Annotated in this window: 17 protein-coding genes and 4 pseudogenes; 18 read left to right on the forward strand and 3 right to left on the reverse strand. The window is 43.2% G+C overall.

Annotated features, from left to right (window positions below; genetic code table 11):
- The first annotated feature begins 3 nt into the window (after positions 1-3).
- From CXF95_RS05660 to CXF95_RS05735, 17 genes and pseudogenes are all read left to right on the forward strand, one after another.
- Positions 4-2,169: a chemotaxis protein CheA gene (locus tag CXF95_RS05660; RefSeq protein ID WP_101197777.1), complete on the forward strand. Its 2,166-nt coding sequence runs from the start codon at positions 4-6 to the stop codon at positions 2,167-2,169.
- Positions 2,170-2,180: 11 nt separating this feature from the next.
- Positions 2,181-2,705 carry a chemotaxis protein CheW gene (locus tag CXF95_RS05665; RefSeq protein ID WP_101197778.1) on the forward strand — a complete coding sequence of 175 codons (525 nt, stop codon included), beginning with the start codon at positions 2,181-2,183 and terminating at the stop codon, positions 2,703-2,705.
- Positions 2,692-3,204 (forward strand): chemotaxis protein CheW, encoded by a 513-nt coding sequence (locus CXF95_RS05670; protein ID WP_232787662.1) that lies wholly within the window; start codon positions 2,692-2,694, stop codon positions 3,202-3,204. The genes CXF95_RS05665 and CXF95_RS05670 overlap by 14 nt, the downstream gene beginning before the upstream one ends.
- Before the next feature lie 96 nt (positions 3,205-3,300).
- The gene (locus tag CXF95_RS05675) at positions 3,301-6,465 is read left to right on the forward strand and encodes a methyl-accepting chemotaxis protein (protein ID WP_101197779.1); all 3,165 of its coding nucleotides are present in this window, start codon (positions 3,301-3,303) and stop codon (positions 6,463-6,465) included.
- 125 nt (positions 6,466-6,590) lie between these two features.
- On the forward strand, positions 6,591-7,478 hold the full coding sequence (locus tag CXF95_RS05680) for a protein-glutamate O-methyltransferase CheR (protein ID WP_101197780.1): 888 nt from the start codon (positions 6,591-6,593) through the stop codon (positions 7,476-7,478).
- The gene (gene cheD / locus CXF95_RS05685; protein ID WP_369809286.1) at positions 7,475-8,125 is read left to right on the forward strand and encodes a chemoreceptor glutamine deamidase CheD; all 651 of its coding nucleotides are present in this window, start codon (positions 7,475-7,477) and stop codon (positions 8,123-8,125) included. The genes CXF95_RS05680 and cheD overlap by 4 nt, the downstream gene beginning before the upstream one ends.
- 89 nt (positions 8,126-8,214) lie before the next feature.
- Positions 8,215-9,225 carry a chemotaxis response regulator protein-glutamate methylesterase gene (locus CXF95_RS05690; protein ID WP_232787663.1) on the forward strand — a complete coding sequence of 337 codons (1,011 nt, stop codon included), beginning with the start codon at positions 8,215-8,217 and terminating at the stop codon, positions 9,223-9,225.
- 21 nt (positions 9,226-9,246) lie between these two features.
- Positions 9,247-10,482 (forward strand): methyl-accepting chemotaxis protein, encoded by a 1,236-nt coding sequence (locus CXF95_RS05695; protein WP_157828082.1) that lies wholly within the window; start codon positions 9,247-9,249, stop codon positions 10,480-10,482.
- 161 nt (positions 10,483-10,643) lie between these two features.
- Positions 10,644-10,808 (forward strand): hypothetical protein, encoded by a 165-nt coding sequence (locus tag CXF95_RS30395; protein WP_232787664.1) that lies wholly within the window; start codon positions 10,644-10,646, stop codon positions 10,806-10,808.
- Between the two features lie 113 nt (positions 10,809-10,921).
- Positions 10,922-12,499: a bifunctional diguanylate cyclase/phosphodiesterase gene (locus CXF95_RS05700; protein ID WP_232787665.1), complete on the forward strand. Its 1,578-nt coding sequence runs from the start codon at positions 10,922-10,924 to the stop codon at positions 12,497-12,499.
- Between the two features lie 337 nt (positions 12,500-12,836).
- Positions 12,837-12,953: pseudogene (locus CXF95_RS05705) on the forward strand (helix-turn-helix domain-containing protein); the annotation flags it as partial.
- A 329-nt stretch (positions 12,954-13,282) separates the two neighbouring features.
- Positions 13,283-13,636: pseudogene (locus CXF95_RS05710) on the forward strand (DUF4277 domain-containing protein); the annotation flags it as partial.
- Between the two features lie 83 nt (positions 13,637-13,719).
- Positions 13,720-14,022, forward strand: coding sequence for a hypothetical protein (locus CXF95_RS05715; RefSeq protein WP_101197783.1), 303 nt, complete (start codon positions 13,720-13,722; stop codon positions 14,020-14,022).
- Positions 14,019-14,384, forward strand: coding sequence for an IS66 family insertion sequence element accessory protein TnpB (gene tnpB / locus CXF95_RS05720; RefSeq protein WP_101197784.1), 366 nt, complete (start codon positions 14,019-14,021; stop codon positions 14,382-14,384). Before CXF95_RS05715 ends, tnpB begins: the two co-directional genes overlap by 4 nt.
- A gap of 35 nt (positions 14,385-14,419) precedes the next feature.
- A complete protein-coding gene (locus tag CXF95_RS05725; protein WP_101197785.1) occupies positions 14,420-16,036 on the forward strand; it encodes an IS66 family transposase in 1,617 nt (538 codons plus the stop codon).
- A gap of 27 nt (positions 16,037-16,063) precedes the next feature.
- Positions 16,064-17,317 (forward strand): annotated as a pseudogene (locus tag CXF95_RS05730) (IS1634 family transposase); the annotation flags it as partial.
- Positions 17,318-17,337: 20 nt separating this feature from the next.
- Positions 17,338-17,646 (forward strand): annotated as a pseudogene (locus CXF95_RS05735) (transposase); the annotation flags it as partial.
- Between the two features lie 317 nt (positions 17,647-17,963).
- Here the strand turns inward: CXF95_RS05735 and CXF95_RS05740 are convergent.
- Entirely contained in the window at positions 17,964-18,335 is a 372-nt protein-coding gene (locus tag CXF95_RS05740) for a DUF2750 domain-containing protein (protein ID WP_101197786.1), read from the reverse strand.
- A gap of 72 nt (positions 18,336-18,407) precedes the next feature.
- Entirely contained in the window at positions 18,408-19,766 is a 1,359-nt protein-coding gene (locus CXF95_RS05745; RefSeq protein ID WP_101197787.1) for a glycoside hydrolase family 2 TIM barrel-domain containing protein, read from the reverse strand.
- Positions 19,767-19,923: 157 nt separating this feature from the next.
- Between CXF95_RS05745 and CXF95_RS05750 the strand changes: the two genes are divergently transcribed.
- Positions 19,924-20,718 (forward strand): hypothetical protein, encoded by a 795-nt coding sequence (locus CXF95_RS05750; protein WP_101197788.1) that lies wholly within the window; start codon positions 19,924-19,926, stop codon positions 20,716-20,718.
- A 91-nt stretch (positions 20,719-20,809) separates the two neighbouring features.
- Here CXF95_RS05750 and CXF95_RS05755 read toward each other — a convergent pair whose 3' ends face one another.
- Complete coding sequence (locus tag CXF95_RS05755; RefSeq protein ID WP_232787667.1) at positions 20,810-21,724, reverse strand: D-2-hydroxyacid dehydrogenase; 915 nt, start codon at positions 21,722-21,724, stop codon at positions 20,810-20,812.
- Positions 21,725-21,753 lie beyond the last annotated feature (29 nt).

A 21,753-nucleotide genomic window follows, 5' to 3' on the forward strand; every position in this document is an offset into this window, starting at 1 on the left:
CTTATGTCTATCGACATGGAACAATTTCATGAGGTTTTTTTCGAAGAAAGCCTTGAAGGTTTAGATGTAATGGAGCAAGCATTGCTCATCATCGGCCAAAGTAACGATCCGGAAGTGATCAACACTATCTTTCGCGCGGCACATTCGATAAAAGGCGGCAGCGGCACCTTTGGTTTTGGCGATGTGGCAAATTTCACCCACGTACTTGAAACCCTGCTGGATGAAGCCAGAGACGGTAAGCGCGAATTAAATGAAGAATGTATTGAACTTTTGCTGCGCTCTTGTGATTGCCTGCGTGGCATGTTCACTGCACTACAAGCTAAAGAAACACCAAACTTATACCAATCGATAGAATTAATTGCCGCATTCGAGCGTATTTTAGGTGCAACAGACAAAACGGTAAACACTGTGCAAGCTGATGCAGTGACTCAAACATCACAAGCGGGATCCGGACCTATGCTCAGCCAAAATAGCAAAAATGACGCTAATACCTCTTCCGGTACTGACAACAAAGTCACTAAACATTGGCAAATAAAATTTGTTCCGGAACCGCAAATATTACTCGCTGGCAACGAACCCCTAAGGTTATTTAGAGAACTGGCGGCTCTGGGAGATCTGGCGACCAGTGCTGATATCAGTGAAGTTCCGAATTTTGCCGATCTCACCGTTGATGAATGTTTCATACGTTGGGATCTTGAGCTAAGTAACAGCAGCGCCAGTAAAGAAGATATTTTAGAAGTGTTCGACTGGGTAATCGACGAATGTACACTGGATATTCAGTTAGTTGGCGACAACACATCCACCCAAGACAATGCAATGACATCTGAACCCTTCGAGGTGCCTTCAGTCGACATCGAGAATATGCTGACAACAAATACTGAAGAGCCGGAGCAGCAGTTTGCTGGAGCAGACAAAAAAGCGGCCCCCGAAATACGAGCCCCTCGCTCAGATAAAAATACCCATCCCAGCTCTTCATCATCCATAAGAGTGGGTATCGACAAAGTAGATAGCCTTATTAATCTAGTCGGTGAGTTGGTTATTACCCAGTCTATGTTATCGGAGCTGGGCAATAATTTCGATATGACTAAATTGGAAAGGCTTTTTCATGGTTTAGAGCAGTTATTACAAAATACCAAAGAGTTACAAGAAAGCGTCATGCGTATTCGGATGTTGCCCATTAGTTTTGCTTTTAATCGTTTCCCGCGGATGGTCCGCGACGTTGCCATCCAAATAGACAAAAAAGTTGAACTCGTGATCCTCGGCGAAAATACCGAATTGGATAAGACGGTAATGGAAAAAATTACCGATCCCTTGGTGCATCTGGTGCGCAATGCCATTGATCACGGTATTGAAACCCCTGAAGAACGTATTCGTAAAGGCAAACCTGAGCAAGGGTGTATCCGACTTGATGCCCATCATCAGGGTGGCAACGTAGTGATTGAAGTCAGTGATGATGGTAAAGGGCTCAACACCCTTATAATACGTAACAAAGCCATTGAAAAAGGGTTAATTGACAGTAACGAGCAGCTCAGTGACAACGAAATCTATGATCTGCTTTTTCAACCCGGCTTTTCTACTGCCGCTCAGGTTAGTGATATCTCAGGCCGCGGAGTAGGCATGGATGTGGTAAAGCGTAACATCAAATCATTGGGTGGGCGTATTGTTGTTCAATCCAAGGTTGATGTGGGCACCACCATTAAAGTCCATTTACCCTTAACTCTGGCGATACTGGATGGGCAACTTGTGCGGGTTGGACAGCAAGTCTTCATCATCCCACTGATAACCATAGTGGAATCACTACAAGTTAAACCAGAGCTGGTAAACAGGGTGTCAGGTGACATGGTGATGTATCGCTTGCGAGAAGATAACGTTCCTATCATTTACCTGTATAAGGAATTTGATATCAGTGCCGACAATACCGATATCGACAATGCTTTGCTGGTAGTCGTGGAGAGTGACGGACAAAAAATCGGTTTGTTAGTGGATGATCTATTGGCCCAGCAACAAGTTGTGATAAAAAGTTTGGAAAGTAATTACAAACGTATTGAAGGGATCTCAGGGGCCACCATCCTTGGTGATGGCTCTGTGTCTATGATCCTCGATATTCCGGGACTAATCACCGCTTCCTGCCGGCGCTCAAATGTAAAACGTCAATTTAAGGTCGCCTAAGGATACATGTGATGAAAATAGAAGTAGCCGACCAGGCCATCAGTGAGCAAGTGTTACGACTTGAAGGAATTGATTTTATTACAGGTGGGGATCAATACCTAACATTTACATTAGGTGTGGAACACTATGGACTGGATATACTCGCGGTAAATGAAATACGTGGTTGGGTTGCCCCCACTCTTATCCCCAACGCTCCTGTACATGTCAAAGGTGTGACCAATCTGCGCGGCAATATAGTACCGGTGATTGATCTTCGTATTCTGTTTAAGGTGGGAGAAGTGGAATATTCCCCGTTTACTGTGACCATCATAGTTGCAATAAAAGATGCAACCGTGAGTCGCACCATGGGTTTCGTAGTTGATGCAGTTTCAGATGTTTTGAATGCGGAAAAAAGCGAGATTAAAAACACACCCGCTTTCGGTGGTTCAGTGCCCCTAGAATATGTAACGGGTTTGGTCAATGTTGGCAACAATGTTGTGACCTTATTAAATATCAAAAAATTACTAAATCTGGATGAAGACGATGTTGAACACTGATAATACCAGCCGCTCTGCTCTGCTGAGCAGTGATCAAGAAGTACTGAGTTTTGTCCTCGATGGGGAAGAATATGGCGTGGATATATTAGCAGTCAAAGAAATTCGTGTCTGGTCAAAAGTCACCAATATCCCCAATGCTCCCAATTATCTAAAAGGGGTGATTAATTTACGCGGCACAATCATCCCTATCGTTGATTTGAGCGAACGTTTTCAACGCCCGCCAAAAAGTTATAACGACACCACAGTGGTGATTGTTTTGCATACTCGCATAGATGAAAAAGAAATAGTGGTCGGCATAGTCGTTGATGCCGTGTCAGACGTTTACAAATTGGATAAAAAAGATATACGAGAAGCACCAAACTTTGGTAGCAATATAGACCAACGGTTTATCACTGGCATGGCCACAATCAAAGACAATATCGTTATTTTACTTAACACCACAAAACTGTTAGATGCCGAACACTTGTACAACGTAATCAACCAAGTTAGGGCGGTGTAGCACAATGTCCTAATACCTTGGTTTTACCCATCCAATACTCGTTGAACAAAACCTAATTAGGTTTACAAATATATCATATGACTTTAAGGAACTTTTATGACACCCACACATATAGAACTGGTGCGCCAAAGCTGGAACAGATTGGAGTTAACAGCAGACGACTCTGCAGGGGTTTTTTATAACACCTTATTCGAGTTGGATCCTGAATTGGAATCTTTGTTTAGTGAGGACATGAAACTCCAAGGTGAAAAATTGATGGCTATGCTTGGCAAAGCAGTAAGTCTCTTAGACGACTTGGACACACTACTGCCATTTTTGCATGAGCTAGGGGAAAGTCGAGCCAAACACAATGTAAAAGAGACAAGTTATCGTACCTTTGCACAAGCGTGGTTAAAAACCCTTGAAAGCGGTTTAGGCAGCCACTTTGATAAGCAGACAAAGGATGCATGGGTGTCTGCCTATATCATTTTGTCTTCCAACTTGACCAAGCCCGCACCTGCAGTGGTTGAGATCCCCGTTTCACAGGCACAAGAGGCCTTCAATATTGAGGGGGACTTCATGAGTAAACCTGAGAACGCAAATGCTGCATTTTTCAAAGGAGCAATAGACCAGTCTGGCACAGCTTCTGTAATGGTTGACCGTCAGTTAAACGTTACGTATGCGAACGAGGCCACCTTAAAGTTGTTAAAGGAGCATGAAGCCACTTTTCAGATAAAATATCCAGGGTTTAAGGCCGATTCAATTGTTGGCAGTTGCATAGACTCATTTCACACAAAACCGTCTCACCAACGAAGTCTGTTAAGTGATCCAAATAACCTGCCATGGGTCACTGATATAAAGGTTGAACATCTGACCTTTGAACTCAATGTCACCGCCATTTTTGATGAGAATAATCAATACATAGGTAACGCACTGGAGTGGCAGGATGTAACGGCCATGCGAGAATCAAGCGACAAAGCAGTCCAATTGCAGGGCGCTATCGATCAGTCAGGTACTCCTCAAGTTATGATCAACCGTGATTTTATTATCACTTACGCTAACAAAGCGACACTTGATCTGATGCAAAAACACGAACCAACTTTTCAGAAAAAATACCCGGGATTTAGTGCTTCAGCAGAAAAAATCATGGGCACCTGCATCGATGTTTTCCATGCCAATCCTGCTCATCAACGCAAACTACTTAACGACCCCAGTAACTTGCCCTGGAAAACAGATATTACCGTTGAACATCTGCGCTTTGAATTAAACGTGACAGCGATAAATGACGCGGCTGGAAACTACATCGGCAATTCACTGGAATGGCAAGATGTCACCAATGTCCGCGAGCAAGAAAACAAAACGGCTCAGTTACAAGGTGCCATTGACCAGTCTGGTACCGCTCAGGTTATGATAGACCGTGATTTTATTATCACTTACGCTAACCAAGCGACACTTGATCTGATGCAAAAACACGAACCAACCTTTCAGAAAAAATACCCGGGATTTAGTGCTTCAGCAGAAAAAATTATGGGCACCTGCATCGATGTTTTCCATGCCAATCCTGCTCATCAACGCAAACTGCTTAACGACCCCAGTAACTTACCCTGGACAACAGATATTACCGTTGAACATCTGCGCTTTGAATTAAACGTGACAGCAATAAATGACGCATCCGGAAATTACATCGGCAATTCACTGGAATGGTTGGACGTAACTGAAGCGAGACTAAGAGCCACTGAAGTAGGGCGCCTTAGTTCTGCCGTTGAAGGCATGACAACGAATGTCATGATGGCGGATACCAAAGGCAATATTGTCTATATGAATCCGTCTGTCGAAGCGATGTTCCGTAGACGCGAAATGCAGCTGCGTACTGCCCTTCCCGCTTTTAATGCCGACAAAATTATCGGTACAAATTTTGACGCATTTCACAAAAACCCAGCCCATCAGCAGAACTTGTTAGGCAATCCGGCTAACTTGCCTTTTAATGTAGATATAGCGGTTGCAGGCTTGGAGTTTAACCTCACCGCCATCGCCCTCCAAGACCAGGAAGGTACACATTTAGGCACAGCCGTGCAGTGGATAGATAGCACAGAAGAGAAAGATGCGCAGCGACAAATTGAAGGTTTAATTACCGCAGCTATTCGTGGTGAACTGGATACCCGTATCAATACTGAGGAATATCAGGGCTTTATGAAAGTGTTGGGGGAAAACATTAATAAACTAATGGATAATATTGTCGAACCCATCACCTCTGCAATTAACGTCACACAGGGACTCGCTAAAGGCGACTTGAGTCAAAATATGGACGGTGAGTACGGGGGGGAATTCCTGGCACTGGCAAATGCGGTCAATGAATCGATGAACAACCTGCGTAATATGGTTGGTGAGATAAGAAATGCATCGACTAATGTGTTTTCTGCTGCAAGAGAAATTGCCCAAGGTAACAACGATCTAAGCCAGCGCACCGAAGCACAAGCCGCGAGTCTGGAACAGACTGCCTCGGCGATGGAAGAACTTACCACCACAGTGCAACTAAATGCTGAAAATGCCAACGAGGCGGCCAAACTGTCTACGGGTGTAATGGAAAAAGCCAGCAACGGCAGTGAAGTGGTGGTCAATGCCGTTGGCGCAATGCAAGAAATTGACAAGTCCAGCACCCAGATAGCCGATATCATAGGGGTTATCGATGAGATTGCTTTTCAGACTAATTTACTAGCCTTAAACGCGGCGGTAGAAGCAGCCAGAGCGGGTGAGCAGGGACGTGGTTTTGCGGTGGTAGCGGCCGAAGTACGTAATTTGGCCCAGCGCAGCGCAGCAGCAGCCAAAGAGATAAAAGGTCTCATCAAAAACAGTGTTGCAGCAGTAGGTAAAGGCACTATGTTAGTGGATGAAACCGGCAAAACCTTTGCTGAGTTAGTCAAGGCGGTGCAAGAAGTGGTGGTGATGATTTCAGACATTGCTAGCGCTAGTAAAGAGCAATCCGCAGGCATTACTGAAGTCAGTCAGGCAGTGGCGCAGATGGATGAAATTACCCAGCAAAACGCAGCGCTGGTGGAAGAAGCAACGGCCTCCAGTAAAGCCATGGAAGAACAATCACAGGAACTCATTGAGCAAGTCTCCTTCTTTCAAACTGACGAGCATCAAGATGCCATAGTGGCGCCAATTACAGGCCATCGTGCATCCGCGCCAGTTGCATCGCGACGCGCTGCCCCTAGCGCCAAGCGAGCCAGCACTACAAACCAACGTAAAGTGGCAGGAAACGAAAAGTGGGAAGAGTTTTAAGCTCGTCTATGCGGCAGCTTAAGCTGCCGCGAACCGTTCAGTCAAATCACCAAACACGAGGTTGCGTATAATTAATTCACCGTGTAATTAGCATCAGGAAACTAGGTTTAAAGGGAAAGAAAATAGTGAGCACTAGGGTGAATAATGACAGATCCGCAGAATTTAGCTTAAGTGAAAAAGAATTCAGCTTTATCTGTAAACTAGTATATGAGCGCACCGGTATAGTTTTGGATGAGCGTAAGCGCGAAATGGTTTATCGCCGTCTGATGCGCCGTACCAGAGATTTAAAACTCGCTAGTTTTAAAGCGTACTGCCAGCTTTTACAACAAAATAATGAGGGTGAGTTAACGAGCTTTATCAATGCGATAACGACCAATTTAACCAGTTTTTTCCGTGAGATGCATCATTTTGAGCACCTAACTGAGCAGTTTTTACCTGAGCATATCCAACACTATGCTCACACCCGCAAGCTTAGAGTTTGGTCTGCTGCCTGTTCTACGGGTGAAGAACCTTACAGTCTTGCAATTACGTTGTTGCAGTCTATGCCTGCTCTTATAAACAATTGGAACGTGAAAATTCTGGCCACAGATTTAGACACCGATGTGCTTGCCACCGCGCAGCGAGGTGTATACCAAGCCGAGAGTATAAAAGCGTTGCCTGAATCAGTCAGGAAAAAGTGGTTTTTACGTGGCGATGAAGTCAATGCAGGCAATATTAAAGTAGTACAAAAGCTGGCAGATTTAATCACTTTTATGCCGTTAAATTTGTTGGAAAACTGGCCTATGCGGGGGCCGTTTGATGTGATCATGTGTCGCAACGTACTTATTTATTTTGACCGACCAACACAGGCTAAACTGATCCAGCGTTTTTACCAGATGCTTCGCCCTGGGGGAATATTGATGCTGGGGCACAGCGAGAGTCTGCCTAAAGATAACACCGTATTCGACATGCTAGGGCGCACTATTTTTGCAAAAAAAAGCAGCCCTGATTTACACACAGTGGAGGCATTATGAACATGCTGTCTAGAGACGCACTCCCTCTGCCTAAAACCTGCATTCGAGGTTTTGAGCACGTTAATCGTTATCTGGATAGACAAACGCAAAAATTTGTTGCCAAAATATTGCCCGGTGAATATTACGTCAGTCGCGACGATGAATTAATTGCTACCACCTTAGGGTCCTGCGTATCGGCCTGCATTTGGGATGAATTCGCCGGTATTGGAGGGATGAATCATTTTATGTTGCCCTTGACCAAGAAGCCAAGCCATGAAGTTAGCTGGGGCAATGTTGAAAGCGACGCCACACGTTATGGCAACTACGCCATGGAGTATTTGATTAACGGGATATTAAAAAATGGTGGGCAACGGAAAAATCTCAAATGCAAGGTTTTTGGTGGTGGCAAAATAATTCAAAATATGGGTGACGTTGGCCAAAAAAACTGTGATTTTGTGCTGCACTACCTATCACTTGAGATGATATCCATTATTGCCCACGATTTAGGTAGCACGTGTCCACGCAAGATAGTTTTTAATCCACTAAATGGCAAGGTACAAATGCTAAGGATTCTTCACATGCACAACGATACTATTTTAGCCCGCGAACGTGACTACCAGAAAGTTATTGATAAGCCACCAGTGGGAGGTGATGTTGAGCTTTTTTAGGCTAGTTATCGGGTGGCTAATGACGGCTGGATCTGCAACCATTGATTAAAGTATTGATTGTCGATGATTCCCTGCTTTTCCGAAAATTATTGAGCGAGATCCTTTGTCAAGACCCTCGCATTAAAGTAATAGGGACCGCGAGTGATCCAATTGAGGCGCGGGCAAAAATAAAACGCCTTAATCCCGACGTGATCACTCTGGATATTGAGATGCCACGTATGGATGGCCTAACGTTTCTGGAAAATATCATTCGTCTGCGTCCCATGCCTGTAGTTATGATCTCAACCCTCACAGAACAAGGTGCAGACAGAACGATGCAAGCAATGCACATGGGTGCGGTCGATTTTATCGCCAAACCCAAACTAAAAGTGGTCACCGAGTTGCAGGCCCTGGCTGAAGTGATCACCCGCAAAATAAAGCAGGCTGCCACTGCCAATATAGCGGCACTGATCCGAAACAGGCAAAACCAACAACGATTGCAAGCAGAGTCTATTCCAGTACTGGAATATCCTAACAAAAAAATTGACTTGATTTCCATAGGTGCCTCTACAGGTGGCACCGAGGCAATCAAACAAATTTTGCTTACACTACCTGACAAGATGCCACCTATTCTTGTTGTACAACATATGCCGCCAGGTTTTACCTATCGTTTTGCCAAAGCATTAAACAAGCTGGTTAACCTGATAGTAAAAGAATTTAATCAACCTGAAGAGGACTTGTTAGTTAATCATGTCTATATCGCTAACGGCGCTGAGCATATGACAGTACAAAAGTCGGCAGGCAAGTACCGGCTGATGTGCGACACATCACCTCCTGTTAACCGTCACAGACCCTCCGTTGACGTGTTGTTCAACTCTGTTGCCCAGTCCTGCAAACACAAAGCGATAGGCGTCATTCTGACTGGAATGGGCATGGATGGGGCAGCTGGAATGAAAAACATGCGTAGCGCTGGTGCTATGACGATTGCCCAAGATCAAGATAGCAGTGTGGTGTGGGGTATGCCGCGAATAGCAATTGAGCAGGATGCTGCTGTGCAAGTACTTCCCCTGGAAGAGATAGGCCACCAATTGGTGATGCAATGCTCCAACAAAATCAACTAAAAAAAAGAAATGGATCACACAATGACATATTCGAAAATTGCCGCACCAAGTTACATGGATAAAATCAAACTATCGAGGTTACCTCTGTTCACCTCATTATTAAGTTTGTTTTTAGTTGCCTTCACAATTAACCATGCAATACATTTCACCGCCTTGGCGGTAACTGTGGGTATATGGATAATACATATTATACGCGATAGTTCTTCACAACACTTTGCTGACCAATTACTTAGTATGAGTAAAACAACACAATATGAAACAGGGCATCAACTTGACGTGATTGGCACACAGCTGGAACATATAATGGGTGCTGAAACACAACAGATAAACGAGGATATTGACCGTATCCAGATCCTTTTGTCCGACGCCGTTGTTTTGTTGCAAAACAGCTTTAGTGAAGTGGCTAATCAAACCAGTCATCAAAGCTCAATTGCATCAGACCTTGTTCATAATCTTACCGGTAATGACAATAAAAGTAATGAAGTGACTGAAACCATGAATATGGCCAATTTCATCCTCAAAGCAGACAGCATCATTGGGCATTATGTGGATTTATTGGTGGATATTAGTGAAAAAAGTCTTGGTGCAATCCCTAAAATAAATCATATGGCTAAACATATGGAAGGTATGTACAGCATTCTGGACAGTGTACAAAAACTGGCCGATCAAACTAATTTACTGGCGCTAAACGCTGCTATTGAAGCGGCCAGAGCAGGCGAAGCAGGCCGGGGGTTTGCTGTGGTGGCCAATGAAGTAAGAGCGCTTTCTGTTAACTCGTCAACCTTGAATGAACAAATACGCTTAAAAATTCAAGAGACTAGAGAAAGTATGATCGAGGTCAGTGATGTAGTGAACAGTATTGCCACGTTGGACATGAATAGCGCCATCGCAGACAAAAAAAATATTGACAAAATGTTGGCTGAAGTTGAGGGCATTAATAACTCCACCAATAACATCGTCGTCGAACTTAAAGAAAGTAGCCATGTAATACAGAATGAAATTAAGAATGCCATGCGTGCCTTACAATTCGAAGATATTGTCAATCAGCTTTCAACCCATATTCAGGCTCGTCTCATTCACATCAACGAGGTGGCCGTAGATGCATATCCAAAAAATCTGTATGGCGCAAAGAGTTTACATACACTGGTGGCGATGGCAGAAAAAATGACCCAGCTAAGGAATACATTCAACAGCCAAAAACTAGAGCGCAAAGTGGAACAAAACTCCATGGAAGAAGGTGACGTTGAGTTGTTCTAAATAATGAACTGCTACATAAGATAACTAACACGGGAACATTAATAACCAGAGTTTGGGGAACACTATGCATTTAATAATTCTACTTTATGTAAGCAAAGTGGTAAATGCGTAATTCGTTCGATAAAGACTCCATAAACTAAATAAGGATAAATTTTTATCTCATGAAAAACACTATAATGCATAATTACGTTGCGCCATTACACCAAAGAGAAACTGAGCGTTTAGAATCATTAAAAGCGACAAAGCTACTAGACTCAGATCACTCTAGTCGCTTTGATGATCTAACAGAACTTGCTACTACCGTTTTAAAGTATCTACTGCACTAATATCTCTTTTAGATTCCGAACGACAATGGTTCTTATCCAATATTGGGCTAGGGGTTAAAGAGATACATAGGGATGAGGCATTTTGTTCTCATGCTATTCATGAAAAAGAATTATTGATTGTAGAAGATACCCTCGCCAACCCTATATTCAAAATCCATCCAATGGTGACAGGAAAACCGTATATCCGATTTTATGCTGGTGCTGTGATCAGAGGAAACGATACCCTGCCACTGGGTACTTTCTGCATTATGGATCAGGTACCCCGAACACTTTGCGAACAGGAACGCCAATCTTTTTTATCCATGGCCAAGATAGTGCGACAAGAGGTAATCCAACCCGAAGAAGTATCCGTGCACAGGATGCGCAGTCAACTGAAGGAAAACAGAGACCCCTTAACCAATGCTTTTTTGAGTAACACTTTTTTTGAAAAAATAAACCAAGTATTATCAAAAAGTGTTAATAATCTAGAATATTATGTCTTGTGTTTAGAGTTTTCTGATATCGAATATATTGAGAACCATTATGGTTCTATTATTGCTAATAAGGTCATTTTGGAGATATCTGCAAGATTAAAACGTGGTATATCCAAAGTAGGTAAACATGTGTTTGGCAGAACCGAAAACAGGCACTTAGGTGTATTTATAGCCCTAAATATTGCTCAAGGTCCTGGTGTAAAGCTAATTAACGAAATCACAAGTCAATTGCTAGCATGTCTGGCAGGCCCCGTTAAAACATCGGTATATGAGATAACACCCAATATAAATATGGCCATCATTCAAGACAATTTTAAAGTATCTGCACCCAATGACGTTTATCTTATGGCAAAACTTTTTGTAAAAAATCTTCCACAAAAACCAGGAATTAACTCGGAAGTTGTCACTGACGATGTTAGGAAAAACGTATTGATGAAGTATGAGCTTACCCTAGATCTTAGTCAAAACTTAGCTCAACACAAGTTGCATATTGTTTACCAACCGAAGATTGATGCAAACAATGAGAGATTGGCAGGTCTGGAAGCACTGCTAAGATGGGATCACCACAAGCATGGCTTAGTGTCACCGCCTTCAATAATCGAAATTGCGAATAAATCGAATCTGACATACGAGTTAGAAAAATGGATTTTTAAAACAGTAATAAATCAAATAAAAGAGTGGAAAGATCAGGGATTTGATGTGCCACGTGTTTCTATTAATGTAACGGGGGTCACATTGCAGCACAAGGACTTTGTTAACTTTGTCTCTGAACTTCTTAACCAAAGCAATTTAAGTGGCGAAAATTTGGATATTGAAATTGTTGAGAACTCGTTGTTTGAAAATATTAATGCCGTTATCGACATAATGAATCAATTGCGCAAGATTGGAATATCATTTTCACTTGATGATTTTGGAACCGGTTTTTCTAATTTGGCTTATTTACAAGTATTACCTATCAACTATTTAAAGATCGATAAGTCGTTTATCGATAACATAATTCAAGATAAACATGCGTATGCAATGTGCTCTGGGATCATCTCATTAGCTAATGGTCTGGGCTTGCAGACTGTTGCCGAAGGCGTTGAATCAGAATTCCAGATCATTGCCCTTAGAACCATGCGCTGTAATTTCATCCAAGGTTATTACTATTCCAAGCCCCTCAGAGTAATAGAATTAGAAAGAAAGTATTATAATGAAAGTCTTATAAAGTTGACTTAGGATATGCGTTATTAAAAACCACAAGACAGTTAACATGGCGTGTATTAACGCTCCCTTGATGTCAACGTACTACCTGCCCATTTGTGCTGATTTTCAGCACAAATAACGTTTTTATTTTTCTCATACTACTAGTCCGTTGTGTTGAAGGTAGTCTAAAAGTGGCCCTCTTTTTGAAACTTGTATTTAAGTTTAGGACGCGCAAAATACGCGAGCCATTTATAAAAAGCCTTATGCTTGAAATCCCGCGTATATACCCGTGATCAATGAAAATGCTTGATTTTGTCTGGTTTGAGGATCAGGCTCTACACATGATTGATATTTCCCTCACACCCGAGCAAAAACGGCGCTAGAAGCACGGCATACAAAAGCACGTGATGGAAGGGAGCGTGACCGTATTAAAGCGGTGTTGTTGCGTAGTGAAGGGTGGCCCATCGCTAAAATTGCACAAGCACTACATAAGAGTGAAGCCAGCGAGTATTAACTAGTCATCCAACATAACTCGCTTATTCAATTCATGAAATCGAGCCCTATTTGATGAGCTACATTTCATATTTTCAGATGGAAAGCCGGTTAAATATTCTCAATCACGGTTTGTCTTAGTTAAATTTGGGTGGAAGCAATGGGTTTGCTAAATACGCAGACATGACGATATATCTGTCATTCCGCACCTAAATTTAGAATTGAATTTGGTTATTAATTGACCACTTGATGTGGGTTTGTTAAAAACACCTTGACGCCGATCCCCAGTTTTGATCTATTACTCTCTTTTGAGAGCTATAAATAATGACTTACCCCTCCTCCAAATCCCTCGATCACCTTGGCCTTGTCGCTGGATTTTGTAAAGATATTCAACTTGCACAATACATTGATGATGCATTAGGTGGCTCTAATGAGCGTAAAGTCAGCTTTGGACAATTATTCGTGGCGATGCTACTCAATGGTTTAGGTTTTACCGGTCGCACTTTGCATATGTACAGTGAATATTTTGAAAGCAAACCGCTTGACCGTTTGCTCGGGGAAGGAATATCTGCCGATGATATTAATGACGATGCGCTTGGGCGATGTTTGGATGCACTTTACGACAAGGGCGTATCCTCTCTTTACCAAGGCATAGGCGAGCGGGTGGTCAATCATCTGTAAGCGCCAAATAAACCCACGGTCTTATTTTACCATTACCGCTGGTGCATAATTTCGTCACTGAAATCAAGTGAGGAAATGACATGTCAAAACAACCCATCATCTTTTGGCAGCAACACGTAAGCCAATGGAAGGATTCAGCATTAACACAAACGCAGTATTGTAAAAAGCATCAACTAAACCCGCAGCGACTAAGTCACCATAAGCGTAGATTAGAAACGCAAGAAACAGCACCGGTCAAAACGGGTTTCATTGCATTGCCTATTCCAGAGTATTTACCCAAGCCAGAATTATTAACGCTGCACTTCGCCAATGGCCTGTCGTTATCGGGTATTGCGCCCAATAATATCGATGTGGTGAAACAGCTAACGGCGGCATTGTCATGACAAGTGCGATGCGCCCGTGCATGTCGCTTACGCATATTTATCTATATCCGCAGGCAATTGACTTCCGTAAGTCATTTCGAGGCATTAGCGCCATTGTCGAATGTGAGTTGGGTCACAACCCTTTTTCGGGTCACTTGTATGTGTTCACCAATAAACGGCGCACTAAAATCAAATGTCTGTTCTGGGAAAACAATGGTTTCGTGCTGTATTACAAAAGCCTAGAGGAAGATAGATTCATTTGGCCGAGGTGTGAAAAGGAGGTGATAACACTCAACGGCCAGCAAATAAACTGGCTACTTGATGGTCTTGATATTAGTGCCATGAAGGGCCATAAAAAGTTGCATTTCGACAGTGTTTTTTAGGGCTTTTTAGCCTCAAGTTTAGTATAATATCGGGCATGAAATTACCGCCCAACACCCATAAAAACAAGGCTTTTAGCGACACCGATACCATGTCAAGGTTGCAAGCTATGCTGTCTGAAAAAGACGGGGTGATTGGGGAAAAAGAAACACTGATTGCAGAGCAAAGTGACATCATCGAAAAGAAGTCTGATGTCATCGATTCACTTAAAAAGCGCGTTGAGTTACTCGAAGAGTATTTACGCTTATCTAATAGCAAACGCTTTGGCAGCAGCTCTGAACAAACCCCGCCAGAGCAAGGTAACTTGTTCAACGAAGCCGAAGCGACCAGTGAGCCAGAACAAACTGAGCCTGAGTTACCGACCACAAGCGAGCCTAAAGCCAAAACCGGTCGCAAACCCTTTGCTAAAAACCTACCACGCACCCAAGTGTTTGCGTATTTGTCAGATACTGAAAAAGAAGGCGCAATCAATACCTTCTTTGTGAAAGTCAGAGAAGAGCTAGATATTATCCCTGCCAAAGTACAGGTACTAGAGTACATGCAGGAAAAGGCGGTGTTTAAAGACGAACAAGGCACAACCACCATGAAAGCGGCTGAGGTCATTAAACACCCTGTACCCAAAGCCATGGGCAGTATCAACTTAATGACCTACATCATTATTGCTAAATACGCCGATGGCATGCCGCTTTATCGATTAGAGGGGATTATCGAACGATACGGGGGCAGCATATCAAGAACAACACTCGCCAACTATGTCATTGCGCTAGGCAAACAAATCCAACCCTTAATTAACTTATTAAGGGAGACTCAGCATGCCGGCTCACTCATTATGGCGGATGAAACCCGCATTCAGGTATTAAAAGAGCCAGGGCTTGCGCCCACGGGCGATAAATTTATGTGGGTGACACTCGGCGGTAAAGCCGACCAACAAAGCGTGCTGTTTGACTATGACCCATCGCGTGCTCGCCATGTGCCTATGCGCTTGCTACATGGATTTACTCATGGCTACCTGCAAACCGACGGTTATGCAGGTTACAACGAAGTGTGCCGCAAAAACCAGCTCATTCAATTAGGCTGTATGGATCACGCTCGCCGCAAATTCATCGAGGCACAGCAATCACAACCTAAAGGGAAAAAAATAAAAGCCAGCAAAGCCGACATGGCCTTGAGCCTGATTAACAAGCTCTATGGGATTGAGCGCACCATCAAACATGCTAGCAATGAGAAAAGACTGGCCGTTCGCCAAGCTAAGAGCATGCCGATATTAAACACACTGCAGGCATGGCTCACGGCAAACAAACCGCGCGTGGCCACCGACAGTTTAACTGGCAAGGCCATGACCTACTTGCATAATCAGTGGGATAAACTCACTGTGTATTGCACAGATGGGCAGCTTCGCATCAGTAACATTATGGCTGAAAACGCCATTCGCCCTTTTGCCGTTGGGAGGCGTGCATGGTTATTCGCCGACACACCTGCTGGCGCAAACGCCAGTGCCGCACATTACAGCTTGATTGAAACCGCTCGGTTACATGGCATTGAGCCATACGCATATCTCAATACTATATTCAAAGCGATACCCTATGCGGAAACGGTGGAAGATTTTGAAGCGTTATTGCCGTGGAACTATAAGCGCAGTATTACGACTGTTTGATACGTGGGTTGATTAGCCGCTTACAATCATCTAGGGTTAGATTGCCAAGCGGTGCATCTCGACTCCACTAGTTTCCATTATGATGGCCAAGCCACACCAGTGGGTGAGTTTGGACACATTCGCATTGCCCAAGGCTATTCACGTGACCATCGCCCTGAGCTCAATCAGGTGATATTAAATCTCATTTGCGAAAACCAGTCGGGTATTCCGGTGTACATGAAGCCCGCCAGTGGCAACAACAATGATATGGAAGGCTTTAAACAGATTGTGAAGGCGCATATTGGTAGTTTAAAAGCGGCTCAAGCCAGCCGCTATTTAGTGGCCGATGCGGCGCTTTATGTCAAAGAAACGATTGAGGAATTAGACGCCCAAGGTCAATTATTTATCACGCGGGTGCCGCAAACACTGAGAGAAGCGAAGGCACTGGTTGCACAAGCCCCCACTTTACTGTTTACCCCTATTTCCCAAGGCTATGAAGGCGTCAGTTATGACAGCGAATATGGCGGTGTTAAACAAACATGGTTACTCATTCGCAGTGAGCAGGCTTACAAGCGTGAGCAACACAACTTAAACAAGCGCATGTTAAAAGCCGGCGAGCAAGCGCGAAAAAGCTTCAAACAGTTAAGCCAACAACGCTTTGCCTGCGTCCAAGATGCACAAAGCGCCATTGTAAAATGGCGAAGTAAACAAACCGTGTGTGATGTCAATGCCCGAGCAATTGAAGTGGCGGTATATGCAAACGCAGGACGACCTAAACGAGGCGAATTACCCACGCGCATTGAATATCAAATCACGGGCGAATTATGCACACCTCTGATATCACGCCAAACCGCTTTACAGCAACTCGGACTGTTCATTATTGCCACCAATGATGTCAGTGATGATTTGGATATGGCCAGTTTACTCAGCAGCTACAAAGCCCAGCAAAATGTTGAAAAAGGCTTTCGTTTCTTAAAAAGTCCCGACTTCCTAACCAGTGCCATTTACCTCAAGAAGCCAGAACGTATTGAAGCCTTACTGATGGTCATGACCAGTTGTTTAATGGTGTACGCCAGTCTAGAGCATCAAATCCGCAAAACACTCAAAGACAAGGCGTGTTACTTCCCCGACCAGAAAAAAAAGCCAAGCCAAACACCCACTGCTCGATGGGTTTTCCAATGCTTCGAAAATATTACGGTTCTGTATCAAGCTGAACACATTCCGCTGGTGATGAACTTAAAAGAACGACAACACATCATCATTAATTGCCTTGGTGATGTATACCGGAGAATTTATTCTTAAAGTGGGTGCGGAAGATCGGTTGTAGTATTAGAGATAAATGCACGAAGTCATTAAAAGAGCCAAGGAAAATGAGACGCTGGGTTCACGAAGAAGAGATAGACGCGATGCAGTAGCGGCTCGATGATAATCCAAAGATATCGGTGTTAAGAAGACAAACCGTGGAGCATCCGTTTGGTACGATTAAAATGTGGATGGGCGCGACGCACTTCTTAATGAAACGTAAAAAGAATGTCAGTATCGAGATGAACCTGCATGTGCTGGCTTATAACCTGAAGAGAATGATGACAATAATGGGGACAACTGGTTTGATGGAGGCCATCAGGCAATAAGGGGGAGATTTAGCCTGAATTCATGAGATAAAACAGCCTCTAATCGTCACATTTATCATTAACAACCCGCCTTAACACTCCAAATCCAAAATTCCGCGCTAACGCTAATAATCAGTGACTAAGTCATTTGGAAGGTTGAGTATCACAGAGGGTAAGATTTGGCGGTTGTAATCCGAGTTTTTACACAGCCTGTCGGATCAGCTGTCTTAAGAATGACAGAAGTTAAAGTCCGCTTTTCGCTCATTGCAGTCTGTCAACTCGATGAAGTTCCATTCATAAGCATTGGTAGAGCGAGTGAGGATTAATCCAGAAATGCTTTATTTTCTCGCTTTGGTCTTTAATTCAAAATCAAACTCTTGGGCTGAAATCACTAGCCCTTCTTCATCTTCGCTAGGGAAAACCGCAATGGCGACATCGTCGTCTTCTAAACCCTGGGTCCAGCGGCTGTGCCAGGTTTTTAAATCAATCGCTTTAGGTTCGCATTCTGACCACTCTCCAGTAGCCCAAGCTTGAGCAAAGGCTTCACTTGGCCAGACGGGGGTGCAATCTTCATCTTCAGTGTTAAGCATCACGCACCCATCTTGGTCGGTCAGTATCCATACTTGTTTATGTGAGATGCATTCTTTTACTAGATAAGAGAGACGTTGTTCTGGTGTAAATTGCGTAATATTGTCTAGGGTGTCTGACATGAATGATCCAAATATCGATAGTGTGAAAAAGAAAAGACTCAAGCGATGACTTGTTTGAGTCTTTAGGTGATGCTAATTCTCAACCATAAATGGAATATTTGCATTACCTACTTTGTTTTTTCCGTCATAAGCGTAGTTGAATAAACGATATTCCCCTTCTTCATCAGGCGCGCTAAAGGTCATTTCTACGTAATCTGGTTGAATGTCAGATGCCATTATTTGTAATGCCAGTACTGCAGGTTTTGCCTCAAAGTGCCCCCCTTGGCTGCGCGTTTCAACTTCATGCATCAATACCCATTTATGCGTTAATAGATCGCCTTCCGGATCGGAAACGTGCACTTTGACTGTGGCAGGTTGACCTGGTTTTAAACGAATGTTGTCAACCGCTTGAGTCTCATTGATGGTGATAGCTTTAGACTGCGGTGCGCGGTTAGCTGGGTATTTTCCTGTCCACATACGAGTCAGTTCGTCGATGCGTGCTGTTTGTTCACCCGCTTCGTTAAACATGCCATACCAGGTCGGTGTACGTTCTTGTTTTTGCCCCCAGAAAAATACGAAGCTACCAATAATTTTACCTGTTTTATCATCAAGGATGATGTCTTGCATACGTTTGGCCATGCCTGCGGCCTTGACTGCACTGGGTTCTTCAATCTCTCTGCCCCAATCGGTGGAGGGTAATTCCCAATGTCCTACGGGACCAAACTCGGTCACCATATAAGGTTTATCAACGTTACTTTCGGCAATACTAGCGGGTAACGTGACTAAAGAGCCATAACTCTGCACCGCTAAAATATCGATGTTGGGTGCATACTTTAGCACCTGCGCGATATCTTTCGGATTGTGACCCGCTAGACTGAAAGTAACAGGATGGTTGGGATCAATTTTATGGATATGATCAATGATGTCACCCATAGCGGCATAGACCTTAGGGTTAACCGCGGTTAAATTTCCTGCCTCGTCATACAATAAATTGGGTTCATTGTTAATTATCCATAACAGTATGTTTGGATGGTTTTTGTATTTTTCGATGGCAGCAGTGACACGATTAAACTGCTCAGCCACCGCTGCTTCATCATTATAATCAAAGCCTAATAATTCTTTACCTGTTACTAAACCTACTGCGATCATTAGTCCCATTTTTTCAGCTATCGCTAGTTCTTGTTCGATAGAGTCTAAATCCCAGGTTCGAAAGGTATTACCTCCCGCTTCTTTTAAGGCTACAACGTTTGCATCGTTTTTATAACCCAAGCCCGCACCTCTTAGATCATAGGGCTGACCATTCACCGTCAGAGAATATTGATTGCCCTGTTTTACTATTTTTACCACTGACGGTGTTTGAGTTGAACTGGTGCATGCGACTAATAAGTTGCTTAGGGCCAAAAATAATATTGAAAAAAGAAAACGTGAGCTCATAAAAAAATTAGATTGCATTTGGTGTCCATAAATTGCTTGAGTAGTATAACTAAGTGCTTTTGCTAAGTATTATTGCTAGGTTCAATCCCATAATAAATTGTATTCTACGCATCAAGCATTGCGTAGATAAACAAGATTTAAATCGGCCAATAGGGCTATTGAAAGGATCAAGCGGATGCAAAACGTAGTTTTTTGGAATGGCAATAAGTCCTCAGCAAGGCAGAGCTACGAAACAGCGCTGCTTCAAGCATGTTTAAAAGCAACTAATGAAGAATATGGTTCAGTGTGCGTTCGAGTCGATAACACTGATTATCCCAGTGCAGAAGATGAAGCCAATATCTTTGCTAGCGGTGCAGACATTCTGGTGACGGTAGCCGGCAATGTAAAATTTCAAAACAAACAAAAAATTGTGAGTGGGCAACCACTCACTAAAGGGTTATTGGGTTATCGATTATTATTGGTTAGAGACCAGTCTTTGAGCAAATTTTCGCAAATTAAACAACCACGGCAGCTTCAACAATTATCTATTGGCATTCCTGAAACTTGGGCTGATGCTGACCTGTTTCGACATAATCGATATAAGGTGATTGAGCAGGGAACCTTGGATAATTTATTTCTGTTATTAAAAAATGGTACGTTTGATTACGTCGCTTTGGGGGTCAATGAAATCGAGGAAATATTTAAGCATCGCGCTTTGCCAATCGGTGGTATCAGCATTGAGCCTTCTCTTATGCTTTATTATCCCTTTCCGTTGGTGTTTTATGTCAACCCTTGTAATCCTGTCTTAGCCGAACGTATAGAAAAGGGGCTGAAATTGATAGCCATCAACGGCGAACATGCAACACTGTTTAGTCACCATCATGGTGATGTTGCCCAGCGATTAAATTTGCAAAATAGACAGAGATTTAACTTAACTAACCCTATGTTGCCACAAAACATGGCAGATTTTTCAGCAAGCTTATTGGATTAGTTGAGCGGCACTAAGTGGCAATACAGCATAAATTTCGAGCTGCGAATATTGCATCTAAGTCATAAAAATTTTGTCCTTGGCAGGCAATTCGTCAATATCCCTTGGCAAAATCTAAAACGTTTTGAAGTGTTTCCCCCTTGATATATCGACAGTAATTACTACTGAATAGTGGAAAGATATCTTCAGGCAAGGATTCTGCCGCTGTGTGTTGTGTCACGTAGAGGTTGTCTAAGTCCCAGTATGGGTGATATTCAGGCAATGGTTCTTTCTCAAAAACGTCCAACACCGCAGCTTTTAGTGAGTTGTTTTTCAGGGCCCCGATTAAAGCGGTATCCACTATTGTTGTGCCTCGCCCCGCATTGATCAATACACAGTGTTCAGGTAAATAAGATAAAAACGCGCTGTCGATTAGCCCTGTAGTTGCCTTGCTTTGGGGCAATAAGCACACTAGGTAATCTAGGCCAGTGGCAAAACTTTGCTCGTCGTTGTAAGTGTAATATTGATCAATAAATTCGCAGTCACGGCTGCTTCTGGTATAGCCACGGGTGTTCATTGAAAAGTGTTTGGCCATTTTGGCAACCGCTTGACCTATATTGCCTACCCCCATTATGCCTAAGGTTTTGCCCGCTAATGATCGATAAGTTGGTGCTGCCCAAATTTTGCTTTTCTGTGACTGATTGAATCCAGCCAAATTACGGGAGAAATACAGCAGGTAAGCAAATACGTATTCTTGCATGGCTTGCTGAAATACACCTTTTACCCCACACAGTTGATAATCAGTTTTATCTGATGAAAAAAGAGCCGCGTTACCAGCCCAAGTAGACTGTAGCCATTTCAATCTCGTACATTGGCTAACAATTTGTGAGGTTAAATCAGGATCGCCAAATAAAATGTCTACCTGTGAATAATCAAAAACAGCCGCTTTATTATCGACTAATACTAATGTTATATGTGGCAACTGTGCTGCTTTTAAAAGTGTGTTGTAGATCGCTGAATCACGACTCAAAATGGCTACGTTATACATAAGTTAAATAG

Source organism: Paraglaciecola sp. MB-3u-78, from assembly GCF_002835935.1.
GTDB lineage: Bacteria > Pseudomonadota > Gammaproteobacteria > Enterobacterales > Alteromonadaceae > Paraglaciecola.